Source organism: Paenibacillus sp. TAB_01, from assembly GCF_043945595.1.
GTDB lineage: Bacteria > Bacillota > Bacilli > Paenibacillales > NBRC-103111 > Paenibacillus_S.
In genome coordinates this window covers 115,770-131,763 of record NZ_JBIFNP010000001.1, presented here as the reverse complement: position 1 = coordinate 131,763, position 15,994 = coordinate 115,770, and the positions used below count along the sequence as shown (strand labels likewise).

15 protein-coding genes and 1 pseudogene are annotated in these 15,994 nt (G+C 51.7%); 3 read left to right on the top strand and 13 right to left on the bottom strand.

The genetic code is table 11. The features are described 5' to 3' along the window. Positions 1-334: 334 nt before the first annotated feature. From ACHHV8_RS00700 to ACHHV8_RS00660, 9 genes and pseudogenes are all read right to left on the bottom strand, one after another. A pseudogene (locus ACHHV8_RS00700) lies at positions 335-2,442 on the bottom strand (cyclic di-GMP-binding domain-containing protein, MshE-related). Positions 2,443-2,663: 221 nt separating this feature from the next. Further along, the gene (locus ACHHV8_RS00695) at positions 2,664-2,909 is read right to left on the bottom strand and encodes a hypothetical protein (protein WP_395155861.1); all 246 of its coding nucleotides are present in this window, start codon (positions 2,907-2,909) and stop codon (positions 2,664-2,666) included. A 4-nt stretch (positions 2,910-2,913) separates the two neighbouring features. Continuing rightward, on the bottom strand, positions 2,914-4,230 hold the full coding sequence (locus ACHHV8_RS00690; RefSeq protein WP_395155859.1) for a sugar phosphate nucleotidyltransferase: 1,317 nt from the start codon (positions 4,228-4,230) through the stop codon (positions 2,914-2,916). 76 nt (positions 4,231-4,306) lie between these two features. Beyond that, positions 4,307-5,866 carry a glycosyltransferase family 39 protein gene (locus tag ACHHV8_RS00685; RefSeq protein ID WP_395155857.1) on the bottom strand — a complete coding sequence of 520 codons (1,560 nt, stop codon included), beginning with the start codon at positions 5,864-5,866 and terminating at the stop codon, positions 4,307-4,309. After that, complete coding sequence (locus tag ACHHV8_RS00680; protein WP_395155855.1) at positions 5,863-7,023, bottom strand: glycosyltransferase; 1,161 nt, start codon at positions 7,021-7,023, stop codon at positions 5,863-5,865. The genes ACHHV8_RS00685 and ACHHV8_RS00680 overlap by 4 nt, the downstream gene beginning before the upstream one ends. A gap of 562 nt (positions 7,024-7,585) precedes the next feature. Beyond that, a complete protein-coding gene (rplT, locus tag ACHHV8_RS00675; protein WP_395155853.1) occupies positions 7,586-7,945 on the bottom strand; it encodes a 50S ribosomal protein L20 in 360 nt (119 codons plus the stop codon). Between the two features lie 39 nt (positions 7,946-7,984). Beyond that, entirely contained in the window at positions 7,985-8,188 is a 204-nt protein-coding gene (rpmI, locus tag ACHHV8_RS00670) for a 50S ribosomal protein L35 (RefSeq protein WP_395155851.1), read from the bottom strand. 22 nt (positions 8,189-8,210) lie between these two features. Next, positions 8,211-8,726: a translation initiation factor IF-3 gene (gene infC / locus ACHHV8_RS00665; RefSeq protein WP_395163389.1), complete on the bottom strand. Its 516-nt coding sequence runs from the start codon at positions 8,724-8,726 to the stop codon at positions 8,211-8,213. Between the two features lie 249 nt (positions 8,727-8,975). Beyond that, the gene (locus ACHHV8_RS00660; protein ID WP_395155849.1) at positions 8,976-10,211 is read right to left on the bottom strand and encodes a glycosyltransferase family 2 protein; all 1,236 of its coding nucleotides are present in this window, start codon (positions 10,209-10,211) and stop codon (positions 8,976-8,978) included. A 985-nt stretch (positions 10,212-11,196) separates the two neighbouring features. Between ACHHV8_RS00660 and ACHHV8_RS00655 the strand changes: the two genes are divergently transcribed. Both ACHHV8_RS00655 and ACHHV8_RS00650 read left to right on the top strand, forming a co-directional pair. Further along, positions 11,197-11,724 carry a phosphatase PAP2 family protein gene (locus ACHHV8_RS00655; RefSeq protein ID WP_395155847.1) on the top strand — a complete coding sequence of 176 codons (528 nt, stop codon included), beginning with the start codon at positions 11,197-11,199 and terminating at the stop codon, positions 11,722-11,724. A gap of 86 nt (positions 11,725-11,810) precedes the next feature. Further along, positions 11,811-12,932, top strand: coding sequence for an MGDG synthase family glycosyltransferase (locus ACHHV8_RS00650; protein ID WP_395155845.1), 1,122 nt, complete (start codon positions 11,811-11,813; stop codon positions 12,930-12,932). Between the two features lie 157 nt (positions 12,933-13,089). Here the strand turns inward: ACHHV8_RS00650 and trmB are convergent, their stop codons facing one another. The 4 genes from trmB to ACHHV8_RS00630 form a co-directional block, all read right to left on the bottom strand. Next, positions 13,090-13,851: a tRNA (guanosine(46)-N7)-methyltransferase TrmB gene (gene trmB / locus ACHHV8_RS00645; RefSeq protein WP_395155843.1), complete on the bottom strand. Its 762-nt coding sequence runs from the start codon at positions 13,849-13,851 to the stop codon at positions 13,090-13,092. A gap of 120 nt (positions 13,852-13,971) precedes the next feature. Beyond that, entirely contained in the window at positions 13,972-14,175 is a 204-nt protein-coding gene (locus ACHHV8_RS00640) for a hypothetical protein (protein ID WP_395155841.1), read from the bottom strand. A gap of 26 nt (positions 14,176-14,201) precedes the next feature. Beyond that, positions 14,202-14,393: a WGxxGxxG family protein gene (locus ACHHV8_RS00635; protein WP_395155839.1), complete on the bottom strand. Its 192-nt coding sequence runs from the start codon at positions 14,391-14,393 to the stop codon at positions 14,202-14,204. Beyond that, positions 14,374-14,796: a hypothetical protein gene (locus tag ACHHV8_RS00630; RefSeq protein WP_395155837.1), complete on the bottom strand. Its 423-nt coding sequence runs from the start codon at positions 14,794-14,796 to the stop codon at positions 14,374-14,376. The genes ACHHV8_RS00635 and ACHHV8_RS00630 overlap by 20 nt, the downstream gene beginning before the upstream one ends. Positions 14,797-14,970: 174 nt before the next feature. Between ACHHV8_RS00630 and mnmL the strand changes: the two genes are divergently transcribed. Next, positions 14,971-15,951: a tRNA modification radical SAM protein MnmL/YtqA gene (gene mnmL / locus ACHHV8_RS00625; RefSeq protein WP_395155835.1), complete on the top strand. Its 981-nt coding sequence runs from the start codon at positions 14,971-14,973 to the stop codon at positions 15,949-15,951. Positions 15,952-15,994: the final 43 nt, after the last annotated feature.

Sequence of the window (15,994 nt, the reverse complement as noted above, 5' to 3'; positions counted from 1 at the left end):
CAGCAAATAACCTTAGCAGGTAAGAAGCAAACAAAAGCAAGCTTACCTTCAGCACGATAACGTGTGCTATTCCGATTTCCCCTACTAGCCATACGCTTCTAAACGCGGTATGCTTTTCAGGGAAACAGCTCCGAGGTGAGCTCGTACATAAGGGATTATGGCGTTGGTTTCAGCTGATCCGCCGCTCTCTGATCATAAGAGCCCTTATAACTTCGTCCTCATCATTGCCGATTTCGACATTGTTGCTATTTCCATATTATATGCCGGAACGAATGAAGAGTCAAGGGCTCTCTCGACTCCCAATCTTTGGGTCGTCGGGGTCGTCTCTTCGACGTTACGAAGAAACGTCTGTCGTTCCGGTGCCTGCGGCATGGGGGTGCTTGGCCAGCCCGTGCGTCGTCTTCTCCCAGTAGAATGGCTTGGTGATCAGCTGCCAGGCCGCCTTTACCGCCGCTATACTCATCAGCACCCAATAAATCGGCGTCAGCAGCGCCGAACCGAACCAAGCCGTAGGAGAAGGTCGTGTCCTGGCGTCTCTCCAGCTCCTGAATAACCCAGTACACCCCGGCAACGTTACTGAATACGAACAGAAAGTTGCCTATCAGGAATTCAATCCCCGCCAAATAGTAAATGACGCCCGGGAAAAATTGCGGAATCCACTGCGCCCTCCAGCCGTACCACATCACGATCATAAACCAGAAGATCGGGTTTAGCAGCGGCAGCATCGGCGTGGCGAGCACCATGACCTGGAATCCCATGAAGCCTCTCGGCCCCAAGTCCCGCCACAACTTGAACGGATTGCGCATATGAACCAGCCATGTCTGCATGTATCCCTTAATCCAGCGGGAGCGCTGACGGATCCAGTTGCCGACCCGGCTGTTCGCTTCCTCCCATGTGCGGGAATCTACAATAGCGGTAGTATACCCCGATTTGTACAGCCGGATGCCAAGGTCCGCATCCTCCGTCACATTATACGGATCCCATGCGTTAATTTCCTTGAGGATCGACATTTTGAAATGATTCGACGTACCGCCGAGCGGAATAGGAATATTCAACTGCATAACTCCAGGGAGCAGCAGCTCGAACCACATGCTGTACTCATGCGTAAACCAGCGCGTCAGCAGGTTCTGCTCGCTGTTGAAATAGTTCAGCTTGGCCTGAACGCAAGCGCAATTCTCAGGGCTGCTCATAAAGGCGGCATGCACCTTCTTCAGCTGGTCCGGATCGGGGCGGTCTTCCGCATCGTAAATGACGACATAGTCGCCGCGCGCCCGGATCAGCCCGTAATTGCAGGCCTTCGGCTTCGTCTTCGGCAGACTGTGCGGCACGACGATTGTCGTGTAGTACGGAGGCAGCTTCATATCCTTCAGCAGCGCCTGCGCGTCCACGTCATCCTCTTCGATCAGCAGCCGGACATCCAGCTTGGCCTTCGGGTAATCCAGCCGCTCCAGATTGCCGAGCAAATACGGAATCACTTCGCTTTCCTTGTACATGGGCACAAGAATCGTATAGACCGGAAGCTGCCCTTTCGTCAATCGCATCAATTTCCTCCTGTGTAAACCGCATCTGCGCAAAATCGCGCGTACCGTACATCACGATCATAAATTTGAACAGCGTCATCAAAAAGTAAAACAGCTGCACGCCGATATTCAACACGATCAGCGTATGGAACCAGTCCAAGCATAAGGCCAGCACAATCACAGCCACAACAATCCACATCGCCGAAAGCTGCGGCTTGGTAAACGTGACGTGCGCGCTGTTCTCCGGCTGTTCATTGACGAGTTTCTTCGTGCTCTCCTCCATCAGCTCGTCCGGATATATCGTTTTCCAGAAAAATTCCATTTCCGAGCGAGTGGCGAGCACCTGCTCCACAGGGAGATCCAGCTTGGCTTCTATCCGCTTCAGCGCGACCGGTTCCAGAGGCTGGCCTACGGCAAGCAAATACCGGTTGACGTCCCGGTGAATAAGTACCGCGTCGAGCTGCCTCGCCAACTGCTCCGGCAGCTTATCCAAGCCCTCAAACGTATACTCGATCCCGATCCGCCCGAGATTGTTCTGGTTAGCGATCTGTCTATACAGAGCTTCCGGCTCGATAAAGCGCAGCGACATGAGAATGTCGCCGAGCATGCCGCCGCTCTTACGCTGGAACTCCAGCGCGGACTCCAGCTGCTCCTGGGTGATCGCTCCGTTCTCGACCAGCATTTCCCCGAGACGGCCCTTCTGGGCCTGCATCTGAAGCGCTGCAGCCACTTCGGACTTGGCGGCAAAACCAAGCTCGGTTACGATATCCCCAAGCCGGCCGCCGAACTTTTCCTGATGCGATATCGCTTTCTGCAGCTGTTCCTGCTTTATGATCCCGAGCTCTACCAGCCGGTCGCCCAGCCGGCCCTTCTCCTTCGGCTTGTCTGCGGCGGCGGACCCGTCGCTTTGTCTTGCCAGCATAGCTTCATGGAGCGTGATCAGCTCATACACCGACTCCTGCTTGCTCTTGAGCAGAATCTGCTCGTCGGATAAAGCGGAACGCAGCCCGGCAAGTCTGGCCGCATGCTTTTCTTTATCCAGCGCCAGCTCCTTTTCCAGATCGGACAGCTGCTGCTCCAACGCTCCGAGCCTTGCATCGGTCGCTGTTACAGGCAGGCCCCACCATGCGCGGCGCGGCGGCTTCAAGAAGTACCGTTGCTGTTTGTCCATCGCCTCAAGCTCTCTTCCATCAAGTTAAAGTCTTTAAGCTCCAGCTCGACTGCTTTGAGTGCCTCCAGCAAGCGCCGCTCCTCTTGTCCGAAAGCAAGAGCCTCCTGCCGCCTCTCCGCCTCCAGCAGCTTTATGCGGTTCTCCAGCTCGGTTAAGCGGCTTTCCACTTCATCGGCACGGTATCCAAGAAACGCTCGCTTATGCTTTAAGCTCCGCATCGCTTCAGCCTCCTATCCGTCCATCTATCGTTATAATTTCAATATAATCCGATGGTTCCTCCGCCAACAAGTCGGCCTGTTCCCCGTTGTGAAACGTATGTGTCCCGGCCGCCTCAAGCCTTTGGCCATTAATGACCCATTCCGCCTTGCCATGAAGCCATGTACAAACGATGGAGCGGACGGCTCCGCCCTGTTCCGGAACAAACCCGATTGTACGGGACATGCCGCGGGGCACATGGACTTTTCGCGTTAACGTCCTCGTACCGTCCACAAATTCGGACTGGTCGATGACACGCACAAACGGGTCCTGTGCCGGATGCTCCCTTGCATACTCGGCGAGAGCCAGCTTCAATTGGCTGCTGCCCGCCGTATCCGTTACCAGGATGCCGTCCTCACTTGCGGCAATGACGACATTCGATACCCCTAGAGCGATCACAGGAATGTTCAGCTCGTTAAAAATGTTGACCTCTTTACCGTTTCCGTAGATTAATCCCGGTCCAAGCCGCGGCTTGACCGTCTCTTCCGCCAGCGCTTTCCAGGTCCCCATATCCTTCCACGGGCCTTGATAAACGTAGGCCCCGATATGCCGCTCACGCTCGACTACCGCATAATCAAAGCTTTTCGCTTGCAGCTCTCGGTACTGCTCGCGAAGCTGCTCGTAATCTCTCGAAAAACCGAGCTCCCGGAGAAGGCCGAGCAAGTAGCCCGCACGAAAACAAAAAATGCCGCAGTTCCACAATGCGCCCTGCCGAATGTATTCCTCCGCCAGCGCTTTAGCCGGTTTCTCACAAAACCGCCGGATCACCGCATAGGAGGAGCCATCCACGGCTCCAGTCTCCGGGATCATATATCCGTACTCGCTGGAAGGGCAATCCGGCCGGACGGCCATCAATGCGAGGTTCATTCCGTGCTTCTGCACGATTTGGGGAAGCTGCAGCAAAGCCTCGTAGAAATCAGGGTTTGCTTGGCTGTCAACAGGCAGCACCAGCACCATCTCATCCTCGGAGATATGTCTGACACTTCGCAGATATGCCAAGGAAAGGCTGATTGCCGGAAACGTATCCCGTCTCTCGGGCTCCAGCACAAGGGCAGCCTCGCCGCCGATCTGCTCCCGGATTAAAGCCTGCTGATCTACTGAGGTGGAGATCACGGTATTTTGGTCGAGTCCGCAGCGCCGCAGCTGCTCCCATGTCCGCTGAAGCATAGAGAACCGCTTTCCCGACGCATCCGGAAATAAGGGAAGAAACTGCTTCGAACGCCTCTCGTTCGACATAGGCCAAAGCCGTGTACCCGAACCGCCTGACAATAAAATGATATTCATGGCATCACCCAAGCATCATATATTTAACAACTGTTGAGAAATAGCGGATCCGTACTCTTCACAGAGAAAGACTAGCTCAATTTGCGCTCGTCTTTTTGTACAGCCTCCACTGCTGATCGTAATCCCGTTCCAGCTTCCAGCCTTCCATACCGTTCGCAAACAATTGGGGAAATCGGACGTTCAGCTCATTCTGTCTGCTTTTTCCTTCATTACGGGGCACTAGAATATAATCGGCTTTGGCAGGATCCTCAATAAACGCCAAAAAATCGCGGTCCGACGTAATCACCAGCTGCTTGGGATAACGGATCGTCGTCAAAATTTCCGCCGTTCCGTAGGAATCCAGCAGTACAAGCGACTTCGGTTCCTTGGCCAGCCTGCTGCTGAGATCGGCGGAAATGGCACGGCTCAGCGACATTTCCTTGTACAGATCATTTTCCTGGAAGTGAAGCATCGCATGCTCTTCCGGAGACAATCGGGGGACATTCATGTAGTTGTACACGCTGACTCCCGAAACAACGATAGAAAGCGTCAGCACCGCCCCGAACCAAGGTCTCCACTTTTTTCCGAGCCAGCTCCATTCAAAGCCCGCCCAAGCAACCGCTATGGGGAACGGATAATAGAAGAACCGGAGCCAGCCGTAGGAATTACCTTTGTTCAGCAAGTAAAACTGCAGTACAGGCACGGAAACGACCATCAGAAGAAGGGCCAGCACCTCCCTGCTGAACAGCCTCCGGGTCAACAGACGGAACAGCAGAATGACACCCAGCGGCGGCAGAAAAGGCAGCGATCTCTCCGTAATAAAATACAATATTTCCCATTTATTAGTTTGCAGTTCAGAGAAATAATCCGACAAATTCACTGACTGCCCGATATTGGAGTAGTTCGAATTCAGGAAGTAAAACGCGTTCCCCTGGATGGCGAAGTTAAACCAGAGCCATAGTACCACCGCATAAACAAACGGCGTCAAGGTCAGAATAGCCGTCCCTTCCATGCGCAAATAATTTTTACGGAGTGGATCACTCCGCTTCAAGCTTCCGAGCAGTACAGCAGCGGCTACTGCTGCGGCCAAAGGAACCGCTTCGTAGCGGATCAGAAAGCAGCAGGCCAAACCAAGGCCAAGCCCCAGAATCGATTTCATATTATTTTCATGAAACCAGGCACCGACGCCGACGACGGACAAGAGCAGGAAGTAAGTAAAAAAGCCCTCGCTCATGCCGTTCGCCCCATACATATAAATAAACGGATGAAACGCGAAGCATAACACCCATAGCCCGGTAAACGCTCGGGAGACGCCGGACGCCCGGAAGGTGCGGTACAGCAGCAGCGCCCCTGCGCCCGCGAACAATGCGGTAAGCAGCATACCGGAAACCCCGTCGGCAGCCAGCTCCGGCCACCAGGGCCAGAACAGCAGCGGCACAAGCTCCAGCAGACTCGGCAGCGGATTCCAGACAAAGCCGATCGCCGCCAAATGGGGGTCCCTGCTGTACATTACCGTAAAAGCATTCGATACCCGGCTCAGGGCATCAGGTACCACGTAATGATACTGAACGGCCCAATACGAAATCGAAGGCAGCTCGGCAGCAAAGACGAGGATAAAAAGCAGTAAAGGAACAATTGATTTTCTTATGACTTTCATTTTCCTACACTTTCAGCAGGCGGAGCATTTAGAGGAGTAAAATCAGGCGTATGGCTTTCCTCCGCCGCACTCTTTTTAAATGTCCACCGGTCATTTATGACAAAGTTCCAAAACGATGAAATGACAATTCCAAGCACACCGGATATAAAATAATGTACACCTGCAAGCCCATGAAAAATATAAACTCCGGCCTCGGCCAATGCCAAGCCTGCCAGGCTCACCGCACTAAACCGTAAAAACCGCTTAGCCGCATCCATAAAAGATCCCGACGTCCTGCCCGGCTGGCGGTGGCGCCAGGTGTACAGACTGTTCCAAACGAAATTGTTAACAATCGCGAGCAGCGTTGCTATGGCAAAGCTCCAGTTCACTCCGGCTCCACGTTCGACCAGCAGGACGTAGGCCGCAGAGTTTACGATCGCTCCACTGAGCCCGACCAAGGCAAACATCCAGAAACGCGCGTCCTCGCGGCTGAATTGAATTAACGAGATTAAATGACGTATATAGTTCCATTGTTCGCGCAAGTTCATCTTGGAGCTTCCCAAGTCTCTTGCTACAAAACCATACGGTATTTCAATACATGTACGATAGCTGCACCGGCATAAAATATCCAACAATATTTTCCAGCCGAGCGGCTGCAGCTCCGCCTGCTCCACCACTTGGCGCCTTACGGCGAAAAAGCCGCTGGTCGGATCGGTGATCCGTCTCATTTTCTTCAATGCGCCCTTGGCCATCATCCGCGCCGTCCAGGATACCAGCTTACGGAATACGTTCAAGCCGCCGTCGCTGCCCCCCGGCACAAACCGAGATGGAATAGCGATATCCGCACCGCTCTCTTCCATCTGCTCAAGCAGCTTGGGCACCACTTCAGGCGGATGCTGCAGATCCGCGTCCATTACGACAAAAATATCGCCGTCCGCTGTCTTGAACCCGTCGATGACGGCTGCGCTTAATCCGCGCTCGCCCGTCCGGTGAACGTAATGGACCCGGGCTTTGGCCTTGCTCAGCCTCTCCAGACGGGCTGTCGTATCATCCGTGCTGTCATCCATGAACCAAATATTCCAGTCTCCATCGGCAGGTAGGCAACGCATAAGCTCGCCTGCTATTCGTTCCACGTTCTCCCCTTCATTATAGCAGGGAATGATCAGACTGTATTTCACCTGCGCCCACCTTCCTCCGATTACAAAAAATGGTACTTTTCAACTAAAAACAATATTACTTTGGCACTAAAATCTACAAATTTTATGATATCATTAATTAAACACCATAAAGATCAAGAAAGCATTAATTTTTTGTTAGGTAATTATTAGTATCGATAGAAAAAGGGCTGAGCTTGTCGAGAAACCCTGAACTTGTGTGATACTCCTGTGGGGTATCCTCCTCCAGCCGCTGTTGAAACCCGTGAATTGGATTAGATTTAAAGGTATTTTCACGGATTTCAAAGGCGGACGTAAACTAAGCGTTTTTCGTAGAAAAACAGGCTTCATAAGCTTGGATACCCCACCTGCGTCTGTGCTCCTTTTTCACTTAAAGGCGGGTTTCTCGACAGCCTGGGGCTCTCCAGCTCGGAGAGCCTCTTCGTCCCGAAGCTGCCGAACCTGTCTGCAGTTCATTAGATGTCTTAAGGACCCGCTAGTCCGGGGACATCCGTAACCCGCTGCCTCCAGAAACAAAATAGAACCTGACAGCCGGAGGCCGCCAGGTTCTATAGAAGCTTAATAATTAAGCGTTGACTTTCGTTTTTGCAGCTGTTGCCAGATCGTTGAACGCGTTGATGTCGTTCACAGCCAGGTCAGCCAGCATTTTGCGGTTGACTTCGATGCCGGACAATTTCAGACCGTGCATGAATTTGCTGTAGGACAAGCCGTTTTGACGAGCTGCCGCGTTGATACGTGTGATCCACAGTTTGCGGAAGTCGCGTTTTTTCTGACGACGGTCACGGTATGCATAAAGCAAGGATTTCATCACTTGCGCGTTAGCTGTTTTAAATAAACGGTGTTTGGAACCGAAATAACCTTTTGCCAATTTCAAAATCTTTTTATGACGACGACGAGTTACGAACCCGCCCTTTACTCTTGCCATGATCCATTACCTCCAAAATTTAAGTAGAATAAAATCAGATTAACCGTTGATGTTGGACAGCTGTTGTTTCAAGCGTCTTACATCGCCTGCAGCCATAACCGGGTTGGATGCCAATACGCGCTTCTGACGAGCGGATTTACCGGACAACAGGTGGTTTTTGTAGGCTTTGTATCTCATGACTTTGCCAGTACCTGTGATCTTGAAACGGCCTTTAAGGCTGCTATGTGTTTTCATTTTTGGCATGATGTGTAGTCCTCCTTAATATTTATGCTTGCTGCTTCGGCGATAAAATCATGATCATGCTGCGGCCTTCCAATTTAGGCCTGCGTTCAATCACAGAAAGTTCATCCACTTCAGCGGCCATGCGCTCCAGCACTTTTTGCCCGATGCTTGCATGGGCGATCTCGCGACCGCGGAAACGCACGCTCAGCTTGACTTTGTCGCCTTCGTTCAGAAACTTCACAACGTTGCGAAGCTTCGTTTGAAAGTCATGTTCATCAATAGTCGCGCTCAAGCGGATTTCTTTAATTTCGACGATCTTCTGGTTCTTACGGGCTTCTTTCTCTTTCTTCTGCATTTCATAGCGGTATTTCCCGTAATCCATGATCCGGCACACCGGCGGTTTCGCCGTCGGAGCCACGTTAACCAAATCCAAATTCGCATCCACTGCGATCTGCAGCGCTTCCCGAATCGGTTTAATTCCCAGCTGTTCCCCATCTGCACCGATCAAGCGAACTTCCTTCGCCCGAATCTCATCGTTAATTAAATGTTCTGTACTAATAACCTGCCACCTCCGTAAAGGAATGTAATGAAAATACTGCAATATACAACCTGTTCACACTAAAAAGGACGCGGGTATCAAGCGCCGCGTCCTTAAAGTTCAAGTGATCAATATCATCATAGGTTCACTCTAGCTTTGATAACCAGCCGACTCGCGTCGTCAGGTGAGAAGTTTGGCGCTTCTTCTTTTGCACTAAAAGATCATATCATAACCAGACAGCAAAAGTCAACTGCCTATGTGAAAACCATTCTAGCTAACCTGCTTGCTCTGCATTTCTTCCAAACGGATCACACGCGTATGCTCCGTATGGCTCCACTGCTTGTTATTCTGAGTGAAGAAGGCGTATACCGTAATTGGCCACCAGGACAGCATGAACACGGGCAGAGTAACAAGGTACAGCCAGGTTTTGGCCGGAGCTTTCGCCATCACCAATGCCAGCGGGAACTGAATGTAGCTGAGGATACCGATGACCATGAACAGGTTCGGCGCATAATCGAACAGCGATTTCAGCGCCGGCAGACCCGGCATCATCATATCTCCCCACAGAACCAGCGTCAGCACGGAAGCGACCAGTACGTTATACACATTAAGAGCATATACGGCTGTATCCAGCTTGGACCAGCTGCATTCCTTCAATCCCTGCCAGAAGAGCGGGATAAAGTAACGGCGCGCCACATCGAAGTGGCCCTGCATCCATCTCAGACGCTGTCTTGCCGAAGCCTTGAACGTCAACGGCTTCTCGTCGTACACCTTCGCGTCGAAGTTAAACGTCGGATTAATACCGCGCTGCACGCAGCGCATCGTAAATTCCAAGTCCTCTACCAAACTCGTCGCGCCCCAGCCGATTTCCTTCAGCAGGTTCGTCTCGAAGCACATCCCGGTACCGCCCAGGAAATTAGCCAGCCCCAGGTTTTGACGCGGCAGCTGCCACAGACGGTTGCAGTACCAGTAAGTCACCGCATAAGCGGCTGTAATCCAGGAATCGTTCGGATTTTTCGTATCGAGGTACGCTTGAATCACTCGGGACCCGTTGCACAGGTCGTTGTTCATGTGTTTCAAGTAATCCGGAGCGACCAGGTTATCCGCATCCAGCATGACAATCCCATCATAGCTGCGCGGCATTTTCCACAGCTCCTTCAGCATCCATTCGATACCGAAGCCTTTGCCTCTCAGCTTCGGATTATGGCGTTCGCAGGCGTATACACCCATGCTCCGGGCGATTTCTGCGGTACGGTCGGTACAGTTGTCACAAATAACGAACACATCGTAAAGCTCTTTCGGATAATCCAGGCTTTTAAGATTGTCGATCAGCGCCCCGACGACCTGCTCCTCGTTATGAGCGGCAATCAGAACAGCGAACGACTTTTGCGGTGCATGCTGCGCTTTCGGTTTGCGTTGATACCAGCCGAAGAACGTTAAAAACAGCTGATAGACACCAATCAACGCCAAGACAACCTGAATGCCCAACAAAACATTGCCTAGCATCAAAAATCCCCCTTTTTATGAACCCTCAAAGTTTTTTCTCTCTACTAGTTTTATTTACACAACTTCGATGGTCTCTTTTGGATTTGTGTGGGTAGCCGAATATGATTTTCCTCTCTTTGCCCTGTTTTGTCAAAAGCGTATTACAGCCTCTTGACGGCAGAACTCGATTAGAAAAGGAGAAAAACAGGATAAGAACGATCAGGCTCTCTGCCATAGAGCTTTTTACATATGGTTTTCATTGTTTTTCGTAGATTTTGGTTTCAGGATTATTCTGCCATGGGTACTTCTTCACTACACGGCGTTCCTTAATTTTCCACATTACTTCAAAAGGTTCGCATACAGCTCCGTATTGGTGCGATCCCACGATGGCCGGAGACTGTATTTACGGCAGGTGTCGGACAACTGTCGGCAACTTCTCCATTATGATACAACAATTCCAATGCGCGCACAAATTCTCCAGCTAGCCCCTGCGGACAAAGTCAGCCCGCTGGCTGCCGGCGCATGGTATCCTTTACCCAGCCAGCCGCTGTTCCAATCACCCGAGCGTCAAACCGGTGAAATAATCAGGCTGCACAGCCGCGAACATAGCCGATAGCCCGCTGCGAATACTGGCGAACGGTGTCGGATTCCACCGGAAAACAGACAGAGCTGTCGACATTTTTCTGCGGTTGGAGACTGCCCGTTTCCGGCTGAACGAAATTCTCTGGCGAGCGGTGGAAAAAGCGGCTGACGGGGACAAGCCTGGATCAGCGGCATTCCCTCCCGGGCCGGAAAGCGCTGCCGCTTCGACTGCGGTATGGGCGCATCCATCGCTCCGCTTGGGCCGGTTCCCGAATGAATCACATTTATTATTCGCTTAATCATCCATTAACAAAAATGGTTTAATATGATGTATATGAGCCTGCAGAGAAGCTTATCCCAAAAAATGCAGCCTTAAGCTCCAATTCAACGTATTACCTTTAACAACTTAAAGGAGGCGATCACCTTGAGACGATTCGTATCAAGGCTTCAGCAGCAAGAAAACCGCATATTTTGTTGGATAAACCAACGCCTCCGGCGAGCGTGGCTGGACCGCTTTTTCAATACGCTAACCCATCTCGGAGGCGCAACGGCAACGATTGCCATAGCGCTTTGCTTATGTATTTTCGGGCAGGGCAGCTGGAGGCTGGCAGGCTTTCACTGCTGCGCCGTACTGGCTTTAAGCCATATTCCCGTCTCCATCATGAAGCGCAAATATCCGCGGCTTCGCCCTTATCTCGTTCTGCCCGATACGAATACCTGCAAAAAGCCGTTGACTGACCCTTCGTTCCCTTCGGGACATACGACCGCCATTTTTTCGGTAGCCGTGCCTTTGGTTTACGTCAGTCCCTGGCTCGCCTCCATCGTTCTGCCGCTGGCCTGCCTTGTCGGCTTGTCGCGCATTTATCTCGGGCTTCATTATCCTTCCGACTGCCTGGCCGGCTCGATCCTGGGTACGACGGCGGCGCTCGCCACTGCTGTATTTTTCGTATGAGGCATCAAGTGCATATGGAAAATGTGGGTATACTAAGAGTATAGATGGTCCATATCCACATTCGGCATAAGGTAAGGTGAATGACTATGCGTAAGAAAAGAGTCTTGTTATTATCCGAGGGGTTCGGAACCGGCCATACGCAAGCGGCACATGCGCTTTCTATGGGACTGCGGCTGCTGTCGCGCCATGTAGAAACACACGTGCTGGAGCTCGGAGCCTTTCTCCATCCGACTCTTGCGCCATGGATTTTTACCGCTTACCGAAAAACGGTTACCGTGCAGCCGCGGCTGTGCGGATTGATGTACCGCACTCATAAAAAATCGCTGAACCGGTTTACCCGTCTCGCTCTGCACCGGATTTTTTATGCCCAGACGGCGGAAATTTTAAGACAGCTGCAGCCTGACGCCATTGTATGCACGCATCCGTTTCCGAACGCTGTCATTTCCCGGTTGAAGCAGGCCGGGCTTGATATTCCTTTATGTACGGTCGTTACGGATTATGATGTGCACGGAACCTGGGTAAATCCTGAGGTCAATAAGTACCTTGTGTCAACCCAGCAGGTCAGGAGCAAGCTGCTGCAGCTCGGTGTCCCTTCCGATTCCATCCAAGTGACAGGCATTCCGGTGCATCCGAATTTCTGGAGATCGAACAGCCGGGAGAAGCTTCGGAAGCGGTTTGGCCTCAAGGCTATGCCTACGGTGCTGGTGATGGGAGGCGGCTGGGGACTCGTCCGTCCGGACGACTTCCTGCCGGAGCTTTTCGCATGGAGAGATAAAGTGCAGTTCGTCATCTGCCTCGGCAGCAATGAGAAAGCTTTGACCGCCATGTCGAATGATGAAAGATTCCGTCATGAAAATATTCGGCTGATCGGATATACGAAGGAAATCGATAAATGGATGGATACAGCGGATCTGCTCATTACAAAGCCCGGAGGAATGACCTGCACCGAAGCGCTGGCTAAAGGAATCCCTATGCTGTTCTATTCGCCCATTCCCGGTCAAGAGGAGGAAAACCTACATTATTTTACTCAGCTCGGCCTAGGCGAGCCTATTCAATCGAAGGCAGCGATCGACGAGCGGCTCGGCCGTCTTGCCAGTCAAGAGCGCGGTGGGAATAAGCTTCTTCGCCCTTCTATTTCAAGAGGGCACGCCGATGACTACAAGCCCACAAAATGCCCCTTGGCTGTGATAGAGCTGCTTAATGCTTAGTATCTCCCGATTGTCTCAGGCTATGGACAGGGATCTTCTTCCTCTTGCCAAGCATGCACATAAGAAAAAAGCGGTATGCAAAGGTTACTTAAGTAAGTTAAGAACCCGGCATGCCGCTAGTGTATGTTATTAAAGGGTACTGCCTTATTTTGAATAATTAAGCATCCGCTTCGCCGTCGTGCTCTCTATCGTTCTGAGCCGCCTCGGTTTCACGCCTCTCGGCCTGCTCCAGCTGATGAAGATGCGTCTGCAGCGCTTTATCGCCGATGACAACCTCCACCCGGTGAATATTGACGCCCTTATCGTGGAACTTCATTTCATATTCCGTCATGACCAAATCCGTCCGCGTTTCCTCGGCATGAAGATCCAACGCAATATTGCGCATGCGCAAGCCCATATCGGCAAATGAATTCAAAGAAAACTCGAACAACGAACGGGAGTCCGTCTTGAAATGAATTTCTCCGTTTTCATTTAAAATATCGATATATTTGCGAACAAAGCCCGAGTGAGTCAACCGGCGGCGGGCATGGCGCTTTTTCGGCCAAGGATCGCTGAAATTCAGATAGACGCGCTCCAGCTCGTTGGTATCAAACATGTGCTCGATTTTCTCAATATTGAATAAAGCGAGCTTCAGGTTTGCCAAAGTCCCTCCATTCTCTTCCCGGGAAGCCTGCGCCTTCTCGCTGGCCCGGCGAATCAGCTCGTCATACATATCTACGCCTATGTAATTCGTCTGAGGATTCAACGAGCTGAGCTGGCTGATAAACCGGCCTTTTCCCATACCTAATTCCACATGAATCGGATTATCGTTGCCGAACAATTCTTTCCATCTGCCTTTATATTGAGCCGGCTCCAGTACAATCAATTCCGGCTGTGCTTCCAGCGCTTCCCGAATTCCTTTTCTGCCACGTAAACGCATTCTTCATCCTCCACAAACGTGCAATAGTCTACAAAACCTCTCGATTAGAGACGATTATACCCCGAATTGCAAGGAATGAAAAGAGCGGCTAAATGACTTAGCCGCCTGCAGGAACCAAAATTAAACCTCAAGAGCATGGTAATGAATCTTGTCGGAGCCCGGAAGCATCTGTTTCTCCAGCTGGGACCGCAGCTTTCTGCGCGCGCTCGCCGCAAGCTGCGGCTGCTGCCAAAAATGCGCTCCGCTGCTCAAGGCCAGAGCTTCCTTTAAGCTAAGCTCCACGACAAGCTTCTGCTCGCCGAAGGGAATCATAACACTATCCATCGTGCCGCCTCCTATCGGTTTCCCGATTAACGGTCACCGATATGGTCTTCGGAACGGTTACGGCTTCTCATGCCGGCCAATCCCAATAGACCCAACAGACCTAACCATCCCCAGCCGCCGTTGCTGCGTGTCGTCGTATCGGCGTTAGCGCGGTAGCTGTACGTATTATAATTACCGCCATAGCCGTAGCCGTCATTGTTAGTCCCGTAAGTATTCATACGGTCCGAACAGACGCTCGCTGGATTTTACCGGATGTCTGACAGCATCGTACACGTTGTTGCCCGTTGTCGTACCTGTCGTGTTCGTTCCTGTCGTATTTGTTGTCGTCGTTGTTCCTGTCCCATTCAAAGTCGTTGTTCCCGAAGTGTCGGTTCCTGTCCCTGTACCGGAAGTGTTGGTACCATAATTATTCGTTCCGTAAGAACCGTAAGACCCTGTCGTCCCGCTTCCGCTATAAGTTCCTGTCGTTCCCGTTGTACTATAAGTGCCGGAGGAAGTGCCCGTACCTGTGGCTGTACCCGTAGCATTCGCACTGCTCATTTCAGCAAATGCCTGAGCGCCGCCCATTCCCAAAGAAGCTGTCAGTGCCAAGGTCAAAACTGTTTTGCGAAACTTGTTCATACTGTTGAGTTCTCCCTTCGCAATCAAGTATTATTGGTGCACTACTAGCATGGTCGGTTGCAGAATCAAATATCCTTGCCGGAACTAGGAGGCTATTGTCAAGGAAATATTCGCAAAGGTTTAGCTTTTACGGTAAAATGTAAAGAAGCTATGTCAGCAAAGGGGTTATATTTCATGAATCAAGTGGAACAACACCGCTGCGTCCCCGAGCTTTGGGGCGACAAGCGGTTTCATACATGGAACGTTGAAATGCGCCGTCAATTCGGTACTAAAGTTTTTAAAGTCATGCTCGATGCCGGCTTCACTTGTCCGAATCGGGACGGGTCGATCGCGGCCGGCGGCTGCACCTTTTGCAGCGCCCGCGGCTCAGGCGATTTTGCCGGAAGCCGCCGCGACGATCTGGTAACTCAATTCAACACTATCCGCGATCTGCAGCACAAAAAATGGCCTGAAGCGAAGTATATCGGCTACTTTCAAGCCTACACCAACACCTACGCTCCGGTAGAGGAGCTTCGGGAATATTATGAAGTGATTTTGCAGCAGCCCGGCGTGGTCGGCCTTTCCATTGCTACGCGGCCCGACTGCCTGCCCGACGATGTAGTCGAGTATTTGGCCGAACTGAATGAGCGAACCTACCTGTGGGTGGAGATGGGTCTGCAGACGATTCACGAATCGACGTCTCAGCTCATCAACCGCGCGCATGACACTCAGTGCTATCTGGATGCGGTTGCCAAGCTGCGCAAGCATAACATCCGCACCTGCACCCATATCATTTACGGGCTGCCTGGGGAGACCCATGAGATGATGCTTGAGACCGGCCGTGCGGTAGCTCAGATGGACGTGCAAGGCATCAAGATTCATTTGCTTCATCTCATGCGTAAAACGCCTATGGTCAAGCAGTATGAAGCCGGCCTTCTGCAATTTCTGGAAAAAGACGAGTACGTCCGATTAATTGCGGATACGCTGGAAATTTTGCCTCCGGATATGATTGTGCACCGCCTGACCGGAGACGCTCCCCGGGATTTATTGATCGGACCGATGTGGAGCTTGAAAAAATGGGAAGTCCTGAACGCGATTGACGCAGAGCTGCGTTTGAGAGATACATGGCAGGGTAAGTATTGGAAAAAAGAGGCAGGTGTGCCGGAAACCCGCTAAGCGGAGCGAGGAATGCCACCCTGCCAGCCAGGACAAAGGAGTG